The organism is Streptomyces sp. TLI_146 (assembly GCF_002846415.1).
Lineage (GTDB): Bacteria > Actinomycetota > Actinomycetes > Streptomycetales > Streptomycetaceae > Streptomyces.
In genome coordinates this window covers 2,139,003-2,161,007 of sequence record NZ_PJMX01000001.1, presented here as the reverse complement: position 1 = coordinate 2,161,007, position 22,005 = coordinate 2,139,003, and the positions used below count along the sequence as shown (strand labels likewise).

25 protein-coding genes are annotated in these 22,005 nt (G+C 72.3%); 14 read left to right on the top strand and 11 right to left on the bottom strand.

Features of this window, described 5'->3' with window-relative positions; genetic code table 11:
• Positions 1-64 precede the first annotated feature (64 nt).
• Positions 65-868: a CPBP family intramembrane glutamic endopeptidase gene (locus tag BX283_RS09930; RefSeq protein WP_101387271.1), complete on the top strand. Its 804-nt coding sequence runs from the start codon at positions 65-67 to the stop codon at positions 866-868.
• A 91-nt stretch (positions 869-959) separates the two neighbouring features.
• Here the strand turns inward: BX283_RS09930 and BX283_RS09925 are convergent, their stop codons facing one another.
• A complete protein-coding gene (locus BX283_RS09925; protein WP_101387270.1) occupies positions 960-1,775 on the bottom strand; it encodes a PhzF family phenazine biosynthesis protein in 816 nt (271 codons plus the stop codon).
• A 180-nt stretch (positions 1,776-1,955) separates the two neighbouring features.
• Between BX283_RS09925 and BX283_RS09920 the strand changes: the two genes are divergently transcribed.
• A complete protein-coding gene (locus BX283_RS09920; RefSeq protein WP_101387269.1) occupies positions 1,956-2,546 on the top strand; it encodes a PadR family transcriptional regulator in 591 nt (196 codons plus the stop codon).
• A gap of 69 nt (positions 2,547-2,615) precedes the next feature.
• Here the strand turns inward: BX283_RS09920 and BX283_RS09915 are convergent, their stop codons facing one another.
• Positions 2,616-3,044, bottom strand: coding sequence for an SRPBCC family protein (locus BX283_RS09915; RefSeq protein ID WP_101387268.1), 429 nt, complete (start codon positions 3,042-3,044; stop codon positions 2,616-2,618).
• 148 nt (positions 3,045-3,192) lie between these two features.
• Positions 3,193-3,390, bottom strand: coding sequence for a hypothetical protein (locus BX283_RS09910; RefSeq protein WP_101387267.1), 198 nt, complete (start codon positions 3,388-3,390; stop codon positions 3,193-3,195).
• A 233-nt stretch (positions 3,391-3,623) separates the two neighbouring features.
• Here BX283_RS09910 and BX283_RS09905 point away from each other — a divergent pair, with 233 nt between their 5' ends.
• From BX283_RS09905 to BX283_RS09895, 3 genes are all read left to right on the top strand, one after another.
• Positions 3,624-4,157 carry a Clp protease N-terminal domain-containing protein gene (locus BX283_RS09905; RefSeq protein WP_373979155.1) on the top strand — a complete coding sequence of 178 codons (534 nt, stop codon included), beginning with the start codon at positions 3,624-3,626 and terminating at the stop codon, positions 4,155-4,157.
• A gap of 31 nt (positions 4,158-4,188) precedes the next feature.
• The gene (locus BX283_RS09900) at positions 4,189-5,286 is read left to right on the top strand and encodes a DMT family transporter (protein ID WP_101387266.1); all 1,098 of its coding nucleotides are present in this window, start codon (positions 4,189-4,191) and stop codon (positions 5,284-5,286) included.
• A 161-nt stretch (positions 5,287-5,447) separates the two neighbouring features.
• Positions 5,448-6,404 (top strand): DMT family transporter, encoded by a 957-nt coding sequence (locus BX283_RS09895; RefSeq protein WP_101387265.1) that lies wholly within the window; start codon positions 5,448-5,450, stop codon positions 6,402-6,404.
• A gap of 99 nt (positions 6,405-6,503) precedes the next feature.
• Here the strand turns inward: BX283_RS09895 and BX283_RS09890 are convergent, their stop codons facing one another.
• A complete protein-coding gene (locus BX283_RS09890) occupies positions 6,504-7,166 on the bottom strand; it encodes a pyridoxamine 5'-phosphate oxidase family protein (RefSeq protein ID WP_101387264.1) in 663 nt (220 codons plus the stop codon).
• 36 nt (positions 7,167-7,202) lie between these two features.
• On the opposite strand from BX283_RS09890, the gene BX283_RS09885 reads away from it, so the two are divergent.
• Positions 7,203-8,534: an aminotransferase class I/II-fold pyridoxal phosphate-dependent enzyme gene (locus BX283_RS09885; RefSeq protein WP_101392253.1), complete on the top strand. Its 1,332-nt coding sequence runs from the start codon at positions 7,203-7,205 to the stop codon at positions 8,532-8,534.
• Positions 8,535-8,631: 97 nt separating this feature from the next.
• Here the strand turns inward: BX283_RS09885 and BX283_RS09880 are convergent, their stop codons facing one another.
• Positions 8,632-9,582 (bottom strand): DMT family transporter, encoded by a 951-nt coding sequence (locus BX283_RS09880; RefSeq protein ID WP_180357121.1) that lies wholly within the window; start codon positions 9,580-9,582, stop codon positions 8,632-8,634.
• A gap of 74 nt (positions 9,583-9,656) precedes the next feature.
• On the opposite strand from BX283_RS09880, the gene BX283_RS09875 reads away from it, so the two are divergent.
• Entirely contained in the window at positions 9,657-10,562 is a 906-nt protein-coding gene (locus BX283_RS09875; RefSeq protein WP_101387262.1) for a LysR family transcriptional regulator, read from the top strand.
• 213 nt (positions 10,563-10,775) lie between these two features.
• Here the strand turns inward: BX283_RS09875 and BX283_RS09870 are convergent, their stop codons facing one another.
• Entirely contained in the window at positions 10,776-11,258 is a 483-nt protein-coding gene (locus tag BX283_RS09870) for a pyridoxamine 5'-phosphate oxidase family protein (RefSeq protein WP_101387261.1), read from the bottom strand.
• 99 nt (positions 11,259-11,357) lie between these two features.
• Between BX283_RS09870 and BX283_RS09865 the strand changes: the two genes are divergently transcribed.
• Entirely contained in the window at positions 11,358-12,023 is a 666-nt protein-coding gene (locus BX283_RS09865) for a cysteine hydrolase (RefSeq protein WP_101387260.1), read from the top strand.
• Between the two features lie 11 nt (positions 12,024-12,034).
• Here the strand turns inward: BX283_RS09865 and BX283_RS09860 are convergent, their stop codons facing one another.
• Together BX283_RS09860 and BX283_RS09855 are read right to left on the bottom strand one after the other, a co-directional pair.
• Positions 12,035-12,523: a Rieske (2Fe-2S) protein gene (locus tag BX283_RS09860; protein ID WP_101387259.1), complete on the bottom strand. Its 489-nt coding sequence runs from the start codon at positions 12,521-12,523 to the stop codon at positions 12,035-12,037.
• Between the two features lie 67 nt (positions 12,524-12,590).
• Positions 12,591-14,684 carry a S9 family peptidase gene (locus tag BX283_RS09855; protein WP_101387258.1) on the bottom strand — a complete coding sequence of 698 codons (2,094 nt, stop codon included), beginning with the start codon at positions 14,682-14,684 and terminating at the stop codon, positions 12,591-12,593.
• A gap of 76 nt (positions 14,685-14,760) precedes the next feature.
• Between BX283_RS09855 and BX283_RS09850 the strand changes: the two genes are divergently transcribed.
• The 6 genes from BX283_RS09850 (at position 14,761) to BX283_RS09825 (ending at position 20,281) form a co-directional block, all read left to right on the top strand.
• Positions 14,761-15,630 (top strand): HipA family kinase, encoded by an 870-nt coding sequence (locus BX283_RS09850; protein WP_101387257.1) that lies wholly within the window; start codon positions 14,761-14,763, stop codon positions 15,628-15,630.
• Positions 15,627-16,010, top strand: a complete 384-nt coding sequence (locus BX283_RS09845; protein ID WP_101387256.1) for a DUF3037 domain-containing protein — start codon at positions 15,627-15,629, stop codon at positions 16,008-16,010. Before BX283_RS09850 ends, BX283_RS09845 begins: the two co-directional genes overlap by 4 nt.
• A 160-nt stretch (positions 16,011-16,170) precedes the next feature.
• Positions 16,171-16,932: a 3-oxoacyl-ACP reductase FabG gene (fabG, locus tag BX283_RS09840; RefSeq protein ID WP_101387255.1), complete on the top strand. Its 762-nt coding sequence runs from the start codon at positions 16,171-16,173 to the stop codon at positions 16,930-16,932.
• Between the two features lie 17 nt (positions 16,933-16,949).
• The gene (locus BX283_RS09835; RefSeq protein ID WP_101387254.1) at positions 16,950-17,717 is read left to right on the top strand and encodes an SDR family oxidoreductase; all 768 of its coding nucleotides are present in this window, start codon (positions 16,950-16,952) and stop codon (positions 17,715-17,717) included.
• Between the two features lie 236 nt (positions 17,718-17,953).
• Positions 17,954-19,489 (top strand): ABC transporter substrate-binding protein, encoded by a 1,536-nt coding sequence (locus BX283_RS09830; protein WP_101392252.1) that lies wholly within the window; start codon positions 17,954-17,956, stop codon positions 19,487-19,489.
• Positions 19,490-19,597: 108 nt separating this feature from the next.
• Entirely contained in the window at positions 19,598-20,281 is a 684-nt protein-coding gene (locus tag BX283_RS09825) for a uracil-DNA glycosylase (protein ID WP_101387253.1), read from the top strand.
• Positions 20,282-20,335: 54 nt separating this feature from the next.
• Here the strand turns inward: BX283_RS09825 and BX283_RS09820 are convergent, their stop codons facing one another.
• The 3 genes from BX283_RS09820 to BX283_RS09810 form a co-directional block, all read right to left on the bottom strand.
• On the bottom strand, positions 20,336-20,809 hold the full coding sequence (locus tag BX283_RS09820; RefSeq protein ID WP_180357120.1) for a hypothetical protein: 474 nt from the start codon (positions 20,807-20,809) through the stop codon (positions 20,336-20,338).
• Between the two features lie 125 nt (positions 20,810-20,934).
• Complete coding sequence (locus tag BX283_RS09815) at positions 20,935-21,387, bottom strand: hypothetical protein (protein WP_143676418.1); 453 nt, start codon at positions 21,385-21,387, stop codon at positions 20,935-20,937.
• Between the two features lie 86 nt (positions 21,388-21,473).
• Positions 21,474-21,986 (bottom strand): DinB family protein, encoded by a 513-nt coding sequence (locus BX283_RS09810; RefSeq protein WP_101392250.1) that lies wholly within the window; start codon positions 21,984-21,986, stop codon positions 21,474-21,476.
• Positions 21,987-22,005: the final 19 nt, after the last annotated feature.

Sequence of the window (22,005 nt, the reverse complement as noted above, 5' to 3'; positions counted from 1 at the left end):
TTCATTCGAGACCCTAGCGGGGCAGTGGTGGGCGTGGGACGGGTTCGGTCAACTGGAGGCAGGTGTGCAGGTGGAGGCGGGGCGTGTGGCTGATTCTCTTCCCGAACAGGGGGTGCCGCCGCGGATCTTGCGGTCCGAGACGGTGCTCGTGCTGGCGCTCTCGCTCGGCGCGAGCGGTGTGTCGTCGCTGATCAGCTTTGTCGGATCGCTGACCAAGCCGGGTGGCCTCAAGGACCAGGCGGCGAAACTCAACACCTCGTACGCCCCCGGGCGGCCCTGGCTGGATCTTGCCTGGCAGCTCTTCGGCATCGCGACCGCCCTTGTGCCGGTGGCGCTCGTCGCGCACCTGCTGCTGCGGGAGGGGACGGGCGGTCTGCGGGTGCTCGGGTTCGACCGCCGACGGCCCTGGCCGGACCTCGGCAGGGGCGCGCTGATCGCGGCCGGGATCGGCACCGCGGGGCTCGGGTTCTATCTGGTGGCAAGGGCGGCCGGGGGCAATCTGACGGTCGTGCCCGAGTCGCTGCCGGACGTCTGGTGGAAGTACCCGGTGCTCGTCCTGTCGGCGGTGCAGAACGCCGTACTGGAGGAAGTGATCGTCGTCGGGTATCTGCTGCGCCGGCTCGGGCAGTTGGGGTGGACCCCGCTGGCGGCGCTGGCGGCGAGCTCGGTGCTGCGCGGCTCCTACCACCTCTACCAGGGCATCGGCGGCTTCCTCGGCAACATGGCGATGGGGGTCGTCTTCGTCCTGCTCTACCGCCGCTGGCAGCGGGTCGGGCCGCTGGTCGTGGCCCATTCCCTGCTCGACATCGGGGCGTTCGTCGGGTACGCGCTGCTCGCGGGGAAGGTGAGCTGGCTGCCGACGGTGTGACGGCTTCCGCCGCCGCGCACCGCGCGCGTGGATGAGGTGTAAGGGGCGTACGGCTATGGCGTACGCCCCTTACACATTCCCCCGGGTCCGGCTACGGCGCCGTCAGCAGCTCGCCCTCTATGACCGTGACCGCCGAACCGGTCAGCAGGGTGCGCTCGCCCCGCAGGGAGGTGCGGACCAGGCCGGTGCGGGCGGAGGCCTGGAGGCCGGTCAGCTCGGTGCTGCCCAGGCGCGGCGACCAGAACGGCGCCAGCGCGGTGTGCGCGCTGCCCGTCACCGGGTCCTCGTCGATGCCGACGCCCGGGAAGAAGCCCCGCGAGACGAAGTCGTAGCCCAGCGAGGGGTCCTCGGCCGCGGCCGTGGCGATGACGCCGCGCTTGGAGTACGCGGCCAGCGCCTTGAAGTCGGGCGTCAGGGCCCGCACGGTCCGCTCGTCCGCCAGCTCGACGACCAGGTCGCCGATGAACTCGGAGGTGTCGTGGACGGACAGGGGCCGCGCCCCGAGCGCCTCGGGGACGCCGTCCGGGATCTCCACCTGGGTCAGCGGCGAGGTGGGGAAGTCGAGCGTGATCGACCCGTCCTCGTGCGCGGTCGCGGAGAGGATGCCGCACCGGGCCGCGAACCTGACCGTGCCGGTCGCGGCGCCCGTGGTGTGCAGCACATGGGCGGTGGCCAGAGTGGCATGCCCGCACATGCCGACCTCGGTGGCCGGGGTGAACCACCGCAGTGCCCAGTCGGCCTCGCCGCCGGGCGGCAGCGGGTGCGCGAAGGCGGTCTCGGAGAGGTTGACCTCCCGGGCGACGTCCTGCAGCCAGGCATCTTCCGGGAACGCGTCGAGGAGCAGGACCCCGGCCGGGTTTCCGGCGAACGGGCGGTCGGTGAAGGCGTCGACTATTCGCATCTGCATGGGCGGGACGGTACGGGCCGGAGCAGGCCACCGGCCAAGGCCAATCCGGGTTTATTGGCCTCTTTGGTGGACCGGGTCGGGCTCCCGTTCCGTGCCGCGTTCGGAAGGGCCTTGCCAACCGAACAGTCCCGATATATCGTTGAAGCATCGCGACGGATCAACGATGGAAGGAGCGTAGCGATGCGTTCACATGGACATGGACAGCACGGACCCGGCCATCGCGGTCGGGGCGACTTTGAGGGGCGGCGTGCCGCCTTCGGGCCCTTCGGTCCGGGCTTCGGTGGCGGGCCGTTCGGGCCCGGCCGCGGCGGCCGGGGCGGTCCGCGGGGCAGGGCGCGGCGCGGGGATGTCCGCGCGTCGATCCTGGCCCTGCTGAAGGACCGGCCGATGCACGGCTACGAGATGATCCAGGAGATCGTCGAGCGCAGCGGCGGGGCGTGGAAGCCCAGCCCCGGCTCGGTCTATCCGACCCTCCAGATGATGGAGGACGAGGGCCTGATCACCAGTGAGAGCGAGGGCGGCAAGAAGCTGTTCACGCTCACCGACACCGGGCGCACCGAGGCCGAATCGGGGTCCGAGGCCCCGTGGGAAGAGGCCGGGCGCGGGGTCGACTGGGAGAGCATGAACGAGATCCGCCAGGCCGGGTTCGGTCTGATGGAGGCGTTCGGCCAGGTCTGGAAGACCGGCACCGCCGAGCAGCGGCAGAAGGCGCTCGGGGTCATCAACGACGCCCGTAAGAAGCTGTATCTGATCCTGGCCGACGAGGACTGACCCCGCCGGCCACCGAAAGCCCCGCGACCGCCGGTCGCGGGGCTTTCGCGCGTGGGGTGCGCGGGCGGGTCAGGCCACCAGGCCGCCGAGCTTGCGCAGCGACTCGTTCAGCGCGGCCGTCGCCGAGTCCTTGAGCTTGCCCGCCATCAGCGAGACGGCGGCGCCGGTGAACTCGCCGTCGATGCGGACCACCGTGGCGTCCCCCTCGGGCGTGAGCGTGTAGCGGTTGCCGACGCTCACGCCCATCGGGCCCTTGCCCTTGATGCCGAGCAGCCGGCCCGCCTCGAACTCGTCCACGGTCCAGGTGACTTCGGCGGGAAAGCCCATGAGCTTCATGCTCTCGGCGTAGCTGGCGCCGAGCTCCAGCTTCTCCGGTCCGCCGTGCGGGAAGCTGGTGTGGGTGGCGTTCCACTCGCCGTACGCGGTGAAGTCCGTCAGCTGGGCCCAGACCTTCTCCGCCGGAGCCTCCAGGCGCGCCTCAGCGCTGACCTCGGCCATGCGACCACCCCTTCACTAAGGAACGCGAGTCCGGACCGCGGGTCCAGGGCGTGGGTCCGGACGCGAACCGGGAACGTGTCGCGGAACGTAGCCGGGGAGTCGTGAACATTCAATACTGATGAACCGTCAGATCACGCCCTGACCGGCATCAGATCCTGGCGTCGCTCACCGGCAGTGCCCAGATCTGCGCCGAGTCGAAGAGGTCGGACGCGCGCGGGCGCTGTGACTCGTCGTGGCAGTGGAAGGCGGCCCAGAACAGATCGCCGGGCAGGGCGTCCCCCGGGGCGTACACGCGGTACACGTACTGCAGCCCGTCCTCGGCGAGCAGGGCGACCATCCAGCGCATCGGGTCCCCTCCCGCCGTTGCCGGGGCGGCTGTGTCGTACGGGAGGGGACGTGTCCGGCGGCGGTGTGGTTGCGTGCGGGGCGTACGGCCCGGCCGTGCGCGCCCCTGAGACGTAAACCGCAAATCTCATCCATAAGGAGGAGAACCCGGTCATCCGTACCCACCCAACGTGGGATGCGGAATGCTTCCCGGCGGGGATGCCCGGGGGGTGTGTGTCCTGATGGGGTAGGAGGGTGCACCTCCCGATCCCGCGGGTCCCGGCTCCGGTCCCCGCCGCCCCCGACCTCGAAGCCCGGCTCACCGACGAGATGGCTTCGGTGGTCGCGGGTGCCCGCAGGCGGGCGCTGCGCGACGGCGACCGGCAGATCGACACCGCCCATCTGCTGCACTCGCTGATGGAGACGGACCCGGAGGTGCGGGCCGCCTTCGATGGCGCGCCGCAGGTGGCGCGAGTGCTCGGCTACCTCGTCCAGCGCTCCATCGGATACGGGCTGCGCTGGCAGGGGTCGGTGGAGGACTCGGGGGCGCTGCCGCTGCTCACCCAGCCCGGCTGGTCGCCCGCCGCGGTCACCGCGATGGAGGCCGCCCTGTCCCGGGCCGGCGCCCGCGGTGAGATACGGGTAGGAGGCACCGACCTTCTCGCGGCGCTCGCGGCCGACCCGGAGTGCCGGGCCGTGGAGGTCCTCGACCACGCCGGAGTGGACGCCGGGGAGCTCGCGGCACGGCTTGCACAGGGTCCGCCGTCTCGACAGGTGTCACAGGGGTGACGGTCCTGACTTCTCCTGTCATGATGTGCCGATGCAGGCGTCTCAGGGGAGGAACGTCGGCCTGGGACTGGCCCTGGCCTCGGCGTTCTCATTCGGCGGATCGGGTGTCGCGGCCAAGCCGCTGATCGAGGCGGGCCTTGACCCGCTGCACGTGGTGTGGCTGCGGGTGACGGGCGCCGCGCTCGTCATGCTGCCCGTGGCCTGGCGCCACCGGAGTCTGCTCGTGCGCCGGCCCGCGCTGCTCGCCGGGTTCGGCCTGCTCGCCGTCGCCGGCGTCCAGGCCTGCTACTTCGCGGCGATATCCCGCATCCCGGTCGGCGTCGCCCTGCTCGTCGAGTATCTGGCGCCCGCGCTCGTCCTCGGCTGGGTCCGGTTCGTCCAGCGCAGGCCCGTGACCCGGGCGGCGGCCATCGGCGTGGTGCTCGCTGTGGGCGGCCTCGCCTCCGTCGTCGAGATCTGGTCCGGGCTGAGCTTCGACGTCCTCGGCCTGGTGCTCGCCCTCGGCGCCGCCTGCTGCCAGGTCGGCTACTTCGTCCTGTCCGACCAGGGCGGCGACACGGACGACGCGCCCGACCCGATCGGCGTCATCGCGTACGGCCTGCTCATCGGCTCCGTCCTGCTCACACTGGTCGCCCGCCCCTGGGGGATGGACTGGTCGGTCCTCGGCGGCAGCGCCGACATGAACGGTACGGACGTGCCCGCGGGCCTGCTGCTCGGCTGGATCGTGCTGGTCGCGACCGTGATCGCGTACGTCACCGGGGTGATCTCGGTGCGCAAGCTGTCGCCGCAGGTGGCCGGTGTGGTCGCCTGTCTGGAGGCGGTCATCGCGACCGTCCTGGCCTGGGTGCTGCTCGGCGAGCACCTCTCCGCGCCGCAGATCGCGGGCGGCGCGGTGGTCCTGGTCGGCGCCTTCATCGCGCAGTCCTCGGCGCCGAAGGAGCCGTCGGGCCCGGTGGCGGGCGGGGACGGGCATCCGCTGCCCGTTCAGGAGACGCCAGTGCAGGACGCGACCCTTCAGGAGACGACCGTTCAGGAGGCGACCCTTCAAGGGGTGCCCGTTCAAGAGGCGCCGGTCCACGAGGTGCCCGCGCCCGAAAGCGAGTTGTCGGCCGGTCGGACCGCCCCGTAGGGTGACGATCATGCATTCGACCGTCCTGCCGCCTCCCGCCGCGTAAGCGCGGGCGGCCGCACCCAGACGAAGACCGGGCTCGGGCAGTCCCCGAGCGGCTCGTCGCTGCCCGCGTACTCCAGGCATGCGACCTTTCCCGTCTTCCTCTTCGGAGTACGTACGTGTCGAACGCTTCCTCTTCCTCCGGCCTGCCCGTCGGGCGCGGCCTGCTCTATCTCGTCTTCGCCGGTGTCGCCTGGGGCACCGCGGGCGGCGCGGCCGCGCTGGTCTTCGACGCCAGCGACCTCGGCCCGCTCGCCCTCTCCTTCTGGCGCTGCGTCGGCGGGCTCGTCCTGCTGCTCGCCGCCCGCGCGCTGCGGCGCCGCCCGGCGCTCAGGCCCGCCGAGCCGCTCGGCAGGCGGCTGCTGCGGATCCTCGGCAACGGCGTGGGCCTCGCGGTCTTCCAGAGCGCCTACTTCGCCGCCGTCGCTTCGACCGGCCTGGCCGTGGCGACCGTGGTCACTCTCGGCGCCGGGCCCGTGCTCATCGCCGTCGGCGCCCGGCTCACCATGGGCGAGCGGATCGGAGGCGCCGGGCTGACCGCCGTGGCCGGGGCGCTCGCCGGGCTCGCGGTCCTGGTCCTCGGCAACGGCGGCGGCACGGTCCGCCCCGCCGGGGTGCTGCTCGCGCTGCTCTCGGCGGCCGGGTACGCGGGCATCACGCTCCTCACCCGCAAGCTCGGCCGGAGCGGCGAGGCAGCCGACCCCTCCACCACCACCGCCTGGGCGTTCGCCATCGCCTCGGTCCTGCTGCTGCCGCTCGCGGGCGCGGAAGGACTGGTGCCGCACACCGTCGAGCCGGTGCGGGTGGCCGTGCTGCTGCTGTACGTGGCGGCGGTGCCCACGGCGCTGGCCTACGCCCTCTACTTCGCGGGCGCGGCCGTCGTCCGGTCCGCGACGGTTTCCGTGATCATGCTCCTGGAGCCGGTGAGCGCGGCGCTGCTCGCGGTGGCCGTGCTGGGTGAGCCGCTGAGCGCCGCCACGGTTGCCGGGACCTTGCTGCTGCTGGTCGCGGTGGTCGGCCTCGCGGTGTCCGAGGCGGGTGCCGCGAGGGCCCGGGCGACCCTGGTCACCCCCTGATCGTCGGCCTTCGGCCCGACTCGACCTCACACGCCGGACGGGCGGGATTCGCCACGCCCGTCCGGCGCTTCGCGTGCGCCGCGCCGCTCACAGCGCCCCTCACAGCGCCGCGAGGTACCCCGGCAGCTCCACCGACGGGTCCAGGTCGTCGGCCGGGATCGGCGTGCCGTACCCGCGGACGAGGGGGAGCACCCCGGTCCAGTGCGGCAGGGCGCTGTCCTCCGGCTCGTCGTTGGGGCCGCCGGTGCGCACCTTCGCCGACACCTCCTCCAGGTCGAGGCGGATCACCGCGGTCGCGGCGAGCTCCTTGGCGTTGGCCTGCCGCGAGTCGTAGGAGCGGCCGGGCACCACCTGGTCGACCAGCGCGTCCAGCGCGGTGCGCCGCTCCTCGGGGTCGGTGACCTCGTACGCGATGCCGTGCACCACGACCGAGCGGTAGTTGAGGGAGTGGTGGAAGGCCGAGCGGGCCAGCACCAGGCCGTCGACGTGCGTGACGGTGAGGCAGACAGCGAGTCCCGGGTCGGCCTTGCCGGTCATGCGCAGCGGCCGCGAACCCGTCGAGCCGTGCACGTACAGCCGCTCGCCGATCCGGCCGTACAGCGTCGGCAGCACGACCGGGGCGCCGTCGCGGACGAAGCCGAGGTGGCAGACGTATCCCTCGTCGAGTATCCCGTGCACCAGCTCGCGGTCGTACGACGCCCGCTCGCGCGAGCGGGTCGGCACGGTGCGCTCGGTGGGCTCGTAGGCAGCGGTGTCGGACATTTGCGTTCTCCATTGCACTAGTGCATAGTTATGTTTGTGCTAGGAGAGTATCGGATCGTGGGGCGTCGCGCATCGGAGATCGCCGCCGACGTGGAGCGCGCGGTGGGTGCCGGGGAGCTGGAGCCGGGGCAACCGCTGCCGCCGCTGCGGGAGTTGGCGACCGAGCTGGGGGTGAATCCCAATACGGTCGCGGCTGCCTATCGGCTGCTGCGGGACCGGGGCGTCATCGAGACCGGTGGCCGCCGGGGCAGCCGGGTGCGTCCGCGCCCCGCCAGCACCGCCCGCGACGCCCAGCGCATCGACGTGCCCGTAGGTGTACGCGACATCGCCGACGGCAATCCCGACCCGGCCCTGCTGCCGCCGCTCGGCGACGCGCTGGCGGCCGCCGCCCGCGACCACGCCGAGCGGCCCGCGCTGTACGGGCAGGACCCGGTGGACCCGGAGCTGGCGCGGCTGGCCCGCGCGGCACTTGACGCCGACGGGGTGCCTGCGGGCCCGGTCGGCGTCTTCTCCGGCTCGCTCGACGCGATCGAGCGGGTGCTCGCCGCGCATCTGCGGCCCGGTGACGCGGTCGCCATCGAGGACCCGGGCTGGGGCGCGCTGCTCGACCTCGTTCCGGCGCTCGGGCTGCGGCCGGTGCCGGTGGCGCTCGACGACGAGGGGCCGCTGCCGGAGGCCGTCGAGAGTGCGCTGGCGGGCGGGGCGCGGGCGCTGGTCGTCACCTGCCGGGCGCAGAACCCGACCGGGGCGGCCGTCAGCGCGGCCCGCGCCCGCGCCCTGCGCGCGGTGCTGTCCGCCCATCCGTCGGTCCTGCTGATCGAGGACGACCACGGCCACGGCATGGTCGAGGTGCCGCTCGCCCCGCTGTCCCCGGTCGTCGAGCACTGGGCGTTCGTACGATCGGTGGCGAAGGCGTACGGGCCGGATCTGCGGCTCGCGGTGCTCACGGGGGACGCGGTGACGCTGGACCGGGTGCGCGGGCGTCAGCGGCTGGGCCCCGGATGGGTCAGCCGGCTGCTCCAGCGGACCGTCGTCCATCTGTGGACCTCGGGCGTGCTCGACCCGGCGGCCGTGGCCCGCTCCTACGGCGAGCGCCGCGACACCCTGGTGCGCGCGCTGCGCTCGCGGGGTGTCGCGGCGCACGGCCGCAGCGGGTTCAGTGTGTGGGTGCCGGTGCCCGACGAGACGGCGGCGGTGGCGCGGCTGCTGCATGCCGGGTGGGCGGTGGCGCCGGGGGCGCGCTTCCGGATGTCGGCGCCGCCGGGGATCCGGCTGACCGTCTCCTCGCTCGCCCCGGCCGACATCGGGTCCGCCGCCGACGCCGTGGTGGCGGCGCTGGGGTCTTCGCCGGGGTGGCGGTACGACTAGCTTCGCCGGTCCGGGTTTTGGCTGCGGGCCGGTGGCCGGTTGCTCGCGCAGTTCCCCGCGCCCCTGGGGGTGATCCGGGACCGCAACGGGCGGCCACTCAGCCTGCGCGCCGTGCCCGGCTCTGCGTCAGCGCCGCCCCCGCCAGCACGATCGCCGCGCCGACCGGCGTGTTCCAGCTCAGGCTTTCGCCGAGCACGAGCACTCCGGCCGCCGTGGCGATGACCGGGATGAAGTAGGTGACCATCTGCGCGGTCGTCGGGCCCACCTCGTTGACCAGGCCGTACTGGACGAGCACCGCGAAGCCCGTACCGAAGGCGCCGAGTGCGGCGACGGCGAGCAGCGGGACCACCGGGAACGAGGTCGGGAAGCCCGCGAACACCAGGGTGACCAGGGCGAGTTGCACGGTCGCCAGGCCCAGCTGGGAGCCGATCAGCGACAGGTTGGAGTGGCCGCTGCCCGCCAGCGTACGGCGCACGTAGATCCAGCCGACCGGGTAGCAGAGCGAGGCGAGCAGCGCCATCGCGGTGCCCTTCAGATCCAGGCCGTTGAAGCCCTGCCAGGCGCCCAGGACCGTCAGCACCCCGAGGAAGCCGAGGCCGAGGCCCGCCACCCGGCGCCGGGTCGGCCGGTCCTCGGAGAGCGCCACCAGTGAGAGCGCCATGCCCCACAGCGGGGAGGTCGCGTTGCAGATCCCGGCGAGGGTGGAGGGGATCGTCAGCTCGGAGTAGGCGAAGAGCGAGAACGGCAGCGCGTTCAGGAGCAGGGCCGCCACCGCCAGATGGAGCCAGGTGCGGGCGCCGCGCGGCAGCCGCTCCCGCTTGACGGCCATGGCGACGGCGAGCACCGCCGTACCGAAGAAGAGGCGCCCGAAGGTGACCTGGAACGGGGCGTAGCCGTCCGTGCCCACCTTGATCAGGAGGAAGCTGAACCCCCAGACCAGCGAGAGCACCGCGAACCGGACGCGCCAGTCCAGGGCCGGGCGGCGGGTGGAAGTGGAGGTGGACGGGGCCGTGGCCGACGGGGGCCGGGGCGGGGTGACGGTGCTCATGGCGATCAGCCTGGTCTGTTCAACCTCGTAGCACAAGCGAGAAAAAGTGGACCGGTTCGGTTAGCATCGCTTACATGTTGAACTTGGAGCGCCTGCGGACCCTCGACGCGGTGGCCCGCCACGGTTCGGTGGGCGGCGCCGCCGACAATCTGCACGTCACGACCTCGGCCGTGTCCCAGCAGCTCGCGAAGCTGGAACGGGAGGCGGGGCAGCCGCTGCTCGCCAAGAACGGGCGGGGCGTGCGCCTCACCGACGCGGGCCGGCTGCTCGCCGAGCACGCCGCGAGGATCCTCTCCCAGGTCCAGGTCGCCCAGGCCGATCTGGAGGCCCAGCGCGGCCGGGTCGTGGGCGAGCTGCGGATCGCGGGCTTCGCCACCGCCGCGCGCGGGCTGTTCCCGGCGGCGCTCACGGCTCTGCGTGCCGAGCACCCTCAACTGGCCGTCCGTTCGGATGAGTTGGAGGCGGAGGACTCCGTACGGGGTGTGCTCCTCGGGGACCTCGATCTGGCGGTCGTCCTCGACTGGTACAACAAGCCGCTGCCGCTGCCCGACGGGCTGGCGAAGCGGTCGGTCCTCGACGACTTGGCCGATGTGGCGATGCCCGTGGGGCACCGGCTCGCGGGGCGCTCGGACGTGGATCTGGAGGAGTTCGCCTCGGACGAGTGGGTCACCTGGCCCGAGGGCGAGTTCTGCCACGAGTGGCTGATGTTCACGTTGCGGGGGAAGGGGGTCGAGCCGCGCATCGGGCATGTGGCGCGTGAGCACGCGACGCAGCTTGCGCTGGTGGCGGCCGGGTTGGGGGTGAGCGTCGCGCCTCGGCTCGGGCGGGGGCCGGTTCCCGAGGGGGTTCGGGTGGTGCCGGTGCGGGATGCGATGCGGCGGCATGTGTACGCGGTGTGGCGGGCGGATGCGGATCGGCGGCCTTCCATTCGGGCTGCGGTGGAGGCGTTGGCCTTGGCCGGCCGGGGTTTGGTGGGGTGAGGTTGCGGGGCGCCTGCGGCGGCCTTGTCCCCGCCCCGCCCCTTCCCGTAACCCTCCGGGGGTGGGGGGTTGAGGTGGTTCTCCCGGAGGCTGCGCCCCCGGACCCCGTTCGTCTGCCGGTCGTTTGTGGCTGGGCGCGCAGTTCCCCGCGCCCCTGAAGGGCGGGGCCTCGGCCCCTGCCCCCCTGAAGGCGGGCCCGTGGTCCCTGCCCCCTCAAGCGCCGGCGGGGTGGGAATCGGTCAGCTTCCGAAAGTCCCACGACACGATCTTCTCCGGCATCAGGCGCAGCCACCCATGGCGGCCGTCGTGGACCATTTCCTTCAGGCCGAAGTTCTTGCTCGCGAACTGGCGCTCCGGGGCCTCCAGTTCGGGGCACGGCTCGCCCGTGCGCGGGGTTTCGCCGACGGGGACCGCCTTGCCCCGGAGTTCTACGCCGCGTAGTTCCCCGTACGACTCGCCCGCGTCCACCACCACCGCGATCCTGGGGTCCTTGAGCAGCTGGGACCAGCGCAGGCTGCGGGTGATGGAGTACAGCCACAGAGCGGTTCCGTCCCAGACGTACCAGAGTGCTCCGACGTGCGGGTGGCCGTCGGGGGAGACCGTGGCCACCCGGCAGGTGCGCTGTTCCGTGAGGAACGCGTCCCGTTCGGCGTCCGTCATCATGATCCGGCGGCCCCGGCGCTGGGTTGAGGTCATCGGGCGGCTCCTCGGGTGAGTTGACCCGTGAACTGACTGGGTGTCAGAAATCATGCGCGCCCTTTCCCCCTCGCGCAATGCCCGTTAGCCTCCCGCGCCATGGCGACGAACGAACGACTGAACGAACCGCGCGGCGGACGGCTGGCCGCGCAACTGGATCCCGCCTCCACCGTGCTGATGACCGTGGAGTGCCAGCAGGGGGTCGTCGGCCTGGACAGCGCGCTGCCCGAACTCGCCAAGGTGGCGCGGTCGTCGGGGGCCCTCCACAACATCGCCCGGCTCGTCGCCGCCGCGCACGAGACGGGCGTCCAGGTCCTGCACGCGGTGGCCGAGCGGCGGCCGGACGGGCGCGGCGCGTCCCGCAACGCCCGGCTGTTCCGGGCCGCCGAACGGCTGCCCGTACAGCAGTACTCCGGCACGACGGCGGTGCGGATCGTCGAGGGCATCGACGTGGCGGACGAGGACCTGGTGGTCCGCAGGCTGCACGGGCTCTCGCCGATCGCGGGGACGGACGTCGACCCGCTGCTGCGCAACCTCGGCTGCCGCACCCTGATCGTCAGCGGTGTCTCGGCGAACGTGGCGATACCGAATGCCGTGTTCGACGCCGTCAACCTCGGCTATACGGCCGTGGTGCCGGTGGACGCCATCGCGGGGGTGCCCGCCGAGTACACCCCCGCCATGATCCGCAACACGCTGGCCCTGGTCGCCACCGTCGCCACGACCGATGACATCGTCGCCTGCCTCAAGGGACCGCGCCGGGCCTGAGAGCGCGTCCCTCACGCCAGCTTGATCGCGTCTCCCTCCACCTTGATCGTCTTCGCGGGCAGCGGCTTCGGCGCCGGGCCGCCCGTGACCTTGCCCGTGGCCGCGTCGTACTTGCTGCCGTGGCAGGGGCAGTGGATGGTGCCGCCGACGACGTCCTTCACCGTGCAGCCCTGGTGGGTGCAGGTGGCCGAGAACGCCTTGAAGGTGCCCGCCGTCGGCTGGGTCACCACCACGCCCTGGTCGGGGAAGACCTTGCCGCCGCCCTGCGGGATGTCGGCGGTCTTCGCCAGCACCCCGCCGCCGGCCGACCCGGCGTCGCCCCCTCCGGCCGTGCCGCCCGTTCCTCCCGTACCCCCGTCACCGGAGGACTTGGCGGCGTCGCCGGACTTGTCCGAGTCGCCGCAGGCGGCGAGCGCGGCCGCGAGCCCGGCGCCGCCGACCGCCGCGACGACGGTACGGCGGGCCGGGCCCGGCTCGGACGGAAGAGCTTGGGTGCTCATACTGGCTTTCCCTTCACCTTGCTACACGGGGCTGCATGAAGGGATACGGCCAGGCGCGACCGCTTGTTCAGACGTTCAAGGATTTCTTGAGGAAGTCGAGATTGAGCCACAACAGGGTGTCGGCCACACCTTCCTTGGTGACCAAGTGGCTCTCTCCCACCAGCGGAAGCACGCTGTGCGGCTTGCCCGCCGCGAGCAGTGCCTGCGAGAACCGCAGCATGTGTGCGGGCAGCACATTGTCGTCCGCCATCCCCTGTACGAGCATCAGCGGCCGGGTCAGCTTGTGGGCGTGCGCGACCAGTGAGCAGCGCTCGTAGTTCTCCGGCTGCACGTCCGGGTGGCCGAGATAGCGCTCCTTCCAGTGGGTGTCGTAGAGCATGAGATCGGTCGGGGCCGCGCCCGCCACGGCCGCGTGGAACACATCGGGCCGGTGCAGTACGGCGGCCGCCGACAGATACCCGCCGAACGACCAGCCCCGGATGCCCACCCGGCCCGTGTCCAGATCCGGGTAGCGCTCGGCGGCCGCCCGCACCGCGTCCGCCTGGTCCTCCAGGACCGGGGTGAGCTGGTCGCCGTGGATGGAGGTGCGCCACGCCTCGCCGCGCCCCGGAGTGCCGCGCCCGTCGATCGACAGGACCGCGAAGCCCTGCTCGGCGAACCACTGGTTCACCGCGTGGTGCCAGGCGTTGGCCCGTACGACGGTCTGCATGCCCGGACCCGCGTACGAGTGCACGACGACCGGCAGCCGGGCCGCGCCCTCGCGGTGCCAGGAGGGCAGATAGAGCGCCGTGCGCAGCTCGCGCTCGCCCAGCGACAGGAACACCGGCCTCGGCGTCACCACCGGCCGCTCGGTCAGCACGCCGATCCGGCCCGCCGGCTTGCCGTCGCGCAGGACGGTGACGGTGTGCTCGTGGAGGGTGCGGCTGTCGAGGACGAGGGTGTCGCCGCCGAGGGCCGCCGTGTGCACCCCGGGCTCCTCGGTGACGCGGGTGAAGCCGGAGGCGGGTGCGTACGCCCAGACATGGGTCTCCGTCGGCTCGTCGCTCGCCGTGAAGTAGAGCGTGTCACCGGCCGAGCCGAGTATCGCGCGCACTTGCAGACCGGCGGGAAGCCCGTCCGGGAGAGCGGTCCCGCGACGGGCGAGCGCCGTCGCGCCCGGCGTGAACTCCAGCCAGTGGTCGTCATGGTGACGGCTCGTCACCTCGGTTTCGCCCGTCGCCGGGTCGATGGCGAGCCGGTACGCCGTGCGCTGGTCCCGGCTCTGGACGGTGGCGAACGGGCCCGCCCCGTCCCAGCCGCCCTCCACCACGTATTCGAAGGCCCGGTCGGTCCAGGTACCGGCCGGGTGCGACTCCGGGTCCGCCGACCGGGGCAGCCGCACCGGCACCCGCTCGCCGTCGACGCGGACGACGACCAGCGACACCTCCGCGTTGGCCGTGCCCGCCGCCGGGTACGGCAGCACGCGCGGAGCCTTCGCCGGGTCCGAGGGATCGCTCAGATACCACCGCTGCACAGGCGAGTTGTCCACCCGGACCACCAGGAGCGCGGAGCCGTCCGGGGACCACCAGGAGCTGCGGGTGCGGCCGATGGACTCGGCCGAGACGTGGTCGGCGAGGCCGTAGGACACCTCCGGGCCCTCCGGCGCGGCCAGTTGGCGCCCGCCCGTGCCGTCGGCGCGTACGACGTGCAGGGCGCGCCCGGTCACGTACGAGACGAGCGTGCCGTCGGGGGACAGGCGCGGGTCGACGGCCGGACCCGCGGTCGGGATCCGGCGCGGGGCGCCGCCGTCCGTCCCGGCCACCCAGAGCGCGCCGGAGAGGGTGAAGACGACCGTGCGGACGGCCGTGTCGGTGGCGTACCCGACGATGCCCCCGCTCGTCTCGCGTGCCCGCTCGCGGCGGACGAGCTCCGCCTCGGGCACCTCGTCCCCCTCGCCGAGAGCGAGCGGATCGACGAGGACGCGCTCCTCGCCGTCCTCGAACAGCCACAGCGAGCTGAGCGGGGAGCGCCCGTCGGCGCCGCGGACGAACAGCACCCGCTCGCCGTCGGGGGAGACCGTGAGGCCGCGGGGCGCGCCGAGCGTGAAGCGCCTGGTGCGGGCGAACTGGAGGGGCAGGTCTTCGGCGGCCGGGGCCTGGGGGGTCTTCTCTTCGGTGGGCATGGCGAAGCGTCCCTTCGGGGGTTCATCGTGCGGTCGAGTGATCGAACAGTCGCATCCGTCCCAGTAGCCTGGGCGGATGCTCAATGAAGTGACAGCGACCCGCTATGTCACGCCTTTGCGTGAGGGCGGCTCGCTCCCGGGGATCGTCGAGGCCGACGATCTCGGTACGTACGTCATGAAGTTCACCGGTGCCGGACAGGGCCGCAAGACCCTGGTGGCGGAGGTGATCTGCGGGGAGCTCGCCAGACGGCTCGCTCTGCGCGTCCCCGAACTGGTCACCATTCAGCTCGACCCCGTCATCGGGCTCTCGGAGCCGGACCAGGAGGTGCAGGAGCTGCTGAAGGCGAGCGGCGGACTGAATCTCGGAATGGATTACTTGCCCGGTTCGATCGGGTTCGACCCGCTCGCCTACCAGGTGAGCTCGGCAGAGGCGGGCAAGGTCGTCTGGTTCGACGCGTTGATCAACAACGTCGACCGTTCGTGGCGGAACCCTAACATGCTGGTCTGGCACGGTGATCTCTGGCTCATCGACCACGGCGCCACGATGATCTGGCACCACAACTGGCCGGGCGCGCAGGCCTCGGCGGCCAAGCCGTACAACGCCTCGGACCACGCGCTCGCCCCGTTCGGGCCCGATGTGGCCGCCGCGGCGGCCGAGTTGGCGCCGCTGGTGACCGAGGAGCTGCTGACCGAGGTCACCGCGCTGGTGCCCGACGAGTGGCTGGTGGACGAGCCCGGCTTCGACACGACGGACGCGCTGCGCCGGGCGTACGTGGCGCCGCTGCTGGCCCGCGCCGCCGACATCCACGAGCGGATCACGCTGGACGCGCCTGCCAAGGACACCCCGTCGCAGGCCCCCGGCTGGCTCACCGACCACCTCAAGCCCTGGCCGCACCCCACCAAGGACAGCAAGGCCGGCCGGTCCGGCGAGAAGGACGGCAAGTGAGCGACCGCGACGTCTTCGAGTACGCGCTGCTGCGCGTGGTGCCGCGCGTCGAGCGCGGGGAGTGCTTCAACGCCGGAGTGCTGGTCTACTGCCGGGCCAAGTCGTTCGTGGCGGCCCGTACGCATCTGGACGAGGCCAAGCTGAGGGCGCTCGACCCGCACGCGGACGTCGTCGGGGTGCGGGCGGCGCTGCGCGCCGTCGAGGGGGTCTGCGGCGGCGGCGAGGCGGCCGGGCAGGCGGCGGGCGACGACCCCGGGCGCCGCTTCCGCTGGCTGATCGCGCCGCGCTCGACGGTGGTGCAGCCGGGGCCGGTGCACACCGGGCTCACGGCGGATCCGGCGGCGGAGACCGAGCGGTTGCTCGACCTGCTGGTCCGCTAGGGCAGGGCCTGGGCGCGGGCCCGCGCGGGTGTGACCTTCGCCGGGGGATCCGTGGGCCGTTGACACCGGGTGCCAGGGCTTCTAGCGTCTCGTCTGCTGAAGCTACTAAGCGGTTGCTCAGGGACGAGGAGCCGCGGATCCCCAGGGCGAGGAGAACAGCATGTCCACCACCGAGCAGCGCGTAGCCATCGTGACCGGGGCGGCCCGGGGCATCGGCGCCGCGACCGCCGTCCGGCTCGCGGCCGAGGGCCGCGCGGTCGCCGTACTCGACCTCGACGAGGCGGCCTGCAAGGACACCGTCGAGAAGATCACGGCGGCGGGCGGCAAGGCGCTCGCCGTCGGCTGCGACGTCTCCGACGGCGCCCAGGTGGAGGCCGCCGTCGCGCGTGTCGCCGCCGAGCTCGGGGCGCCCACCATCCTCGTCAACAACGCGGGCGTGCTGCGCGACAACCTGCTCTTCAAGATGACCGAGTCCGACTGGGACACCGTGGTGAACGTGCACCTCAAGGGCGCGTTCCTGATGGCCAAGGCCGTCCAGAAGCACATGGTGGACGCCGGCTGGGGCCGTATCGTCTCGCTCTCCTCGTCCTCCGCGCTCGGCAACCGCGGCCAGGCCAACTACTCCGCCGTCAAGGCGGGCCTCCAGGGCTTCACCAAGACCCTCGCCATCGAGCTCGGCAAGTTCGGCGTCACCGCCAACGCCGTGGCTCCCGGCTTCATCGTCACCGAGATGACCGCGCAGACCGCCGCCCGGGTCGGCATGGGCTTCGAGGACTTCCAGGCCGCGGCCGCCACCCAGATCCCCGTGCAGCGCGTCGGCAGGCCCGACGACATCGCGGGCGCCATCGCCTTCTTCACCGGCGACGACGCGGGCTTCGTCTCCGGCCAGGTGCTGTACGTGGCCGGCGGGCCCCTCAACTGAAGCCGGGAGAACACATCATGACGGACACTCAGCTCCCCGGGCTCTCCGGCCGGGTCGCCCTGGTCACCGGCGCCAGCCGGGGCATCGGCTACGGCGTCGCCGAGGCGCTGGTCGCCCGCGGCGACCGCGTCTGCATCACCGGCCGGGGCGAGGACGCCCTCAAGGAGGCCGTCGAGCGGCTCGGCGCCGACCGGGTCATCGGCGTCGCCGGGAAGGCCCACGACGAGGCCCACCAGGCCGTCGCGGTGGAGCGCGCCATGGAGGCCTTCGGCCGGGTCGACTTCCTGGTCAACAACGCGGGCACCAACCCGGTCTACTCCCCGATGGCGGAGCTCGACCTGAACGTGGCGCGCAAGGTGTACGAGACCAATGTGATCTCGGCGCTCGGCTTCGCCCAGCAGACCTGGAAGGCCTGGCAGAAGGAGAACGGCGGCGCGATCGTGAACATCGCCTCCGTCGCCGGCCTCGCCCCCTCGCCCTTCATCGGCGCGTACGGGATGAGCAAGGCGGCCATGGTCAACCTGACCCTCCAGCTGGCGCACGAGTTCGCGCCGGACGTGCGGGTCAACGCCATCGCCCCGGCGGTGGTCAAGACCAAGTTCGCCCAGGCGCTCTACGAGGGCCGCGAGGAGGAGGCCGCCGCGGCCTACCCCCTCAAGCGCCTCGGGGTGCCCTCCGACATCGGGGGAGCGGTCGCGTTCCTCACCTCGGAGCAGTCCGCCTGGGTGACCGGGCAGACGCTGGTGGTCGACGGAGGACTGTTCCTCGGGGCGGGCGTGCACTGACGCGCGGGGGCGCCGCCGCGCGTACGCGCGCGTGCGTCGCGTAGAGTGATCTTCGTACCGGTGAGTAGTCGCCCGGTTTGCCCCTCAATCACCACAAGTGCCCCGTCCGGTCCTCCAGTTGACCGGGCGGGGCGCTGCGGTATGGTCTGCCGACTCATGGCTGAACGAGGAGCGTGCACGTGTTCAACCGGACCATATGCCTGCGCACCACCGCGGCCCTTGCGTCCATATCGGCGATGTCCCTGCTGAGCGGCTGCGGACTGCTCTCCGGGAGCGGTTCGGAGACCGAGCAGACGATCAAGGTCGGCACGGTGAGCGAGCCGAGCACCCTCGATCCGGCCGCCTCCTGGGACGGCTCCTGGGAACTGTTCCGTAACGTCTTCCAGACGCTGCTGTCCTTTCCGACCGGCAGCAACACGCCCCAGCCGGACGCGGCGGAGAACTGCCAGTTCAAGGGCCCCGGCAGCCGTACGTACCAGTGCACGCTCCGCAAGGGCCTGGAGTTCTCCAACGGCGACAAGATCGACGCCGCCGCAGTCAAGTACTCGATCGACCGCATTGTGAAGATCAATGTGAAGGCGGGCCCCAAGGGCCTGCTCACCAGCCTGGACCGGGTCACCGCCGACGACGAGCGGACGGTCACCTTCCATCTGAACAAGCCGGACGCGACCTTCCCCTTCGTGCTCGGCGCGCCCGCCATGTCCATCGTGGACCCCCAGGCCTACCCGGCGAACGCGCTGCGCGAGGACGGCGGCCTCACCGGCTCCGGCCCGTACACCCTGGAGTCGTACCGCGCGGGCGACCGGGCCGAGCTGAAGAAGAACACGCACTACGCCGGGTTCGCGCAGCTCAAGAACGACGCCGTCTCGATCCGCTACTTCAAGGACTCCGCCGCCATGGTGGACTCCCTCAAGAAGAAGCAGATCGACGTCACCTACCGGGGCCTGACCGCCGACGAGGTCGTGGACGTCCAGAACGAGAAGGCCGAGGGCAAGCCCCTCCAGCTGGTCGAGACGGTCGGCACGGAGATCCGCTTCCTGGTCTTCAACCCCAGGGACCGGCTCGCCGCCAACCCGGCCGTACGCAGGGCCGTCGCCCAGCTCGTCGACCGGGACGCGCTGGTGGCCAAGATCTACAAGGGCACGGCCGAGCCGCTGTACTCGATGGTGCCCAAGGGTGTGGCCGGGCACACCGTGAGCTTCTTCGACACCTTCGGCGCGCCCAGCGCCCCCAAGGCGAAGTCGATCCTGCGCAAGGCCGGGATCACCGACCCGGTGCCGCTCACCTTCTGGTACACGACCGACCGCTACGGCTCGTCCACGGCGCTGGAGTTCGCCGAGATCAAGCGGCAGCTGGAGGCCTCGGGGCTGTTCACGGTGACCCTGCAGAACCGCCCCTGGAAGGCGTACACGCAGGGGATGCAGGCCGGCGACTACCCCGTCTTCGGACGCGGCTGGTTCCCCGACTTCCCGGACCCGGACAACTTCATCGCCCCCTTCGTGGGCAAGGAGAACGCGGTCGGCACCCCGTACGAGCCCAAGGAGATCGTCGACCAGCTGATCCCGCAGACCCGTGAGGTCTCCGACCGGGGCGCGGTCAGCAAGAAGTTCGAGCGGGCCCAGGACGTGCTCTCCGACGACGTGCGGCTGCTGCCGCTGTGGCAGGGCAAGCTGTACGTCGCGGCCAGCGACGAGATCGCGGGCGGCGAGCGGGCCATCGACCCCCAGACGGTCATGTGCATGTGGGAGCTGCACCGCAAGACCAGCTGGTAGGAGGCCCGGCGGAACGGGCGTGGCGGGCGTTGTCAGTGGCGGCCGGTAGGTTTTTCGGTATCTCGCACCGCAGGGTGCGGAACCGAACGTCCCACGGAGGTTGTTGACGTGACCGACATCGCCATGCTGCCCGAGTCCTGGCGCGGCGTCCTCGGCGAGGAGCTCCAGAAGCCGTACTTCAAGGAGCTCACCGACTTCATCGAGGAGGAGCGGGCGAAGGGTCCCGTCTATCCGCCGCGCGAGGAGGTCTTCGCCGCGCTGGAGGCGACTCCGTACGACAAGGTGAAGGTCCTGGTCCTCGGCCAGGACCCGTACCACGGCGCGGGCCAGGGCCACGGGCTGTGCTTCTCGGTCCGGCCCGGAGTCAGAACGCCCCCGTCGCTGCGGAACATCTACAAGGAGATGCAGGAGGAGCTCGGCCACCCGGTGCCGGACAACGGGTATCTGATGCCGTGGGCCGAGCAGGGCGTCCTGCTGCTGAACGCGGTGCTGACCGTCCGCGAGGGCGAGGCCAACTCGCACAAGGGCAAGGGCTGGGAGAAGTTCACCGACGCGGTGATCCGCGCGGTCGCCACCCGCCCGGACCCGGCGGTCTTCGTGCTGTGGGGGAACTACGCGCAGAAGAAGCTCCCCCTGATCGACGAGGAGCGGCACGTGGTGGTGAAGGGCGCCCACCCCTCGCCGCTGTCGGCCAAGCGGTTCTTCGGGTCGCGGCCCTTCACCCAGATCAACGAGGCGGTCGCGGCGCAGGGCCACGACCCGATCGACTGGCGCATCCCGAACCTGGGCTGACCGTCCCGGGGGTGCCTGCCCGACGGGGCCCGCGGGCGCCCGTCGGCGCGGGCGTCAGACGCCGTCGAGCCGCCCCTCCAGCCGGTCGAGCGCCGCCCGGATCCCGTTCCCGTACGCGTCGTCGTCGAGCGCGTCCAGGGCTGTGTGCGCCCGCTCCAGATGGATGCGGGCGGCGTCCGGGCGGTGCAGCTTCACATAGTCCGCCGCCAGGTTCAGATGGAGCGACGGGTAGAAGGCCCGGACCGCGAGCGAGGCCCGGTGCGCGTCGGGCCGGTCCTGGCCGAGCCCATCGGCGGCGGCCAACGCCCGCAGGTCCCAGGCGAGTTCGTCGCCCGCGTCGTCCTGCGCGTCCGCCATGTAGTGCGCCAGCGTGCAGCGGTGCAGCGGGTCGCCGTGCTCGCCGATCTCCGCCCAGATGACGCCGAAGCGGTTGCGGGCCTCCTCCCGGTCGCCGCCGTGCAGGAGCATCAGCGCCTGCCCGATCCGGGTCATGACGACGTCCTCCGACGCCTCCTGCTGCTCCGTCACTGCGGCCTCCGCGAGCCTGTCGTACGCATCCGGTCACCTCGACGCTAGCCGCCCGCACCGACAATCGCGCTGAGGCTCCGGCGCGGCTCCCGGGCCTGTCGCCGCAGGTGCCGAGGGGCCCGCCGCTACTTCCCGTACGTCCCCTCGCAGATGCGGGCCTCCGGGCTGTCCGGACGCCAGCCGCCCAGCGACCTGCCCAGGTCGCAGACGTCGTCCCCGATGAGCGGCGCGGGACTCGGCACATGCGGCACATGCGGCACATGCGGCACGGCCGGGTGCGGCGCGGGGCGCGGGCGCGCGGGCGCCGGACGGGCGGCGCGCGGGTGCGGGCGCGGAGCGGGGGAGGGGCGCGCGGCCGGAGCGCGGGGCTCCGGGACGGGCGGCAGGGCCGCGTCCAGGGCCTCGCGGACGGGGGCCTGGACGATCTGGGGCCGGACGTTGCGGTCGGCCTGCTCGCTGGTCCGCCCCGCGGGCGCGGGCGGCCCCGGCGCGGGACCGCGCGGGACGGTGACACAGCCGGAAACGGCCAGGGCGGCCACCCCGACGAGGAGCCTCACTGTGGTTCGTGTTCGGTGCACCCGCTCAACTCTGCTGGGTGCGGGGCCTGTTGCGCGCGCGTGCGGGCCGGGATTGGCCCGCACGAGTGACGGCCGGGGGTGACGGGTCAGTCGCCGGTCGACCCGTCCACGCCCTCGCGGAGCAGATCGGCGTGGCCGTTGTGGCGCGCGTACTCCTCGATCATGTGGGTGTAGATCCAGCGCAGGTTGAAGTGCTGCCCGCCGCGCGAGGTGCCGGCGCTCAGGTCGTCGAGGGCGTGTCCCTCGGCGTGCGCGCGGGCCTTGGCGATCTCACCGCGCCAGGTGGCGAGCGCCTCCTCGTACGTGTCCTCGGGGCCGGGGTGGAAGTCGCCGTCCGGGTCCTCGTCCGTGAAGTAGTGCGGCGCGCCCTGCTCGCCGCCGAAGACATTGCTGAACCAGTGCTGTTCGACCTCGGCCATGTGCCGCACCAGGCCCATGAGGGTGAGCGTGGAGGGCGGCATGGAGGCCGTCCTGAGCTGGTCGTCGGTGAGGCCGGAACACTTCACGGCCAGCGTCTCGCGGTGGTAGTCCAGCCAGCCCACGAGCATCGACAGCTCGTCGGCGTCGAGGGCGGGCTCCTGGCGTTCGGGTGTCTCCATCGTCGTCATGGCGGTCATC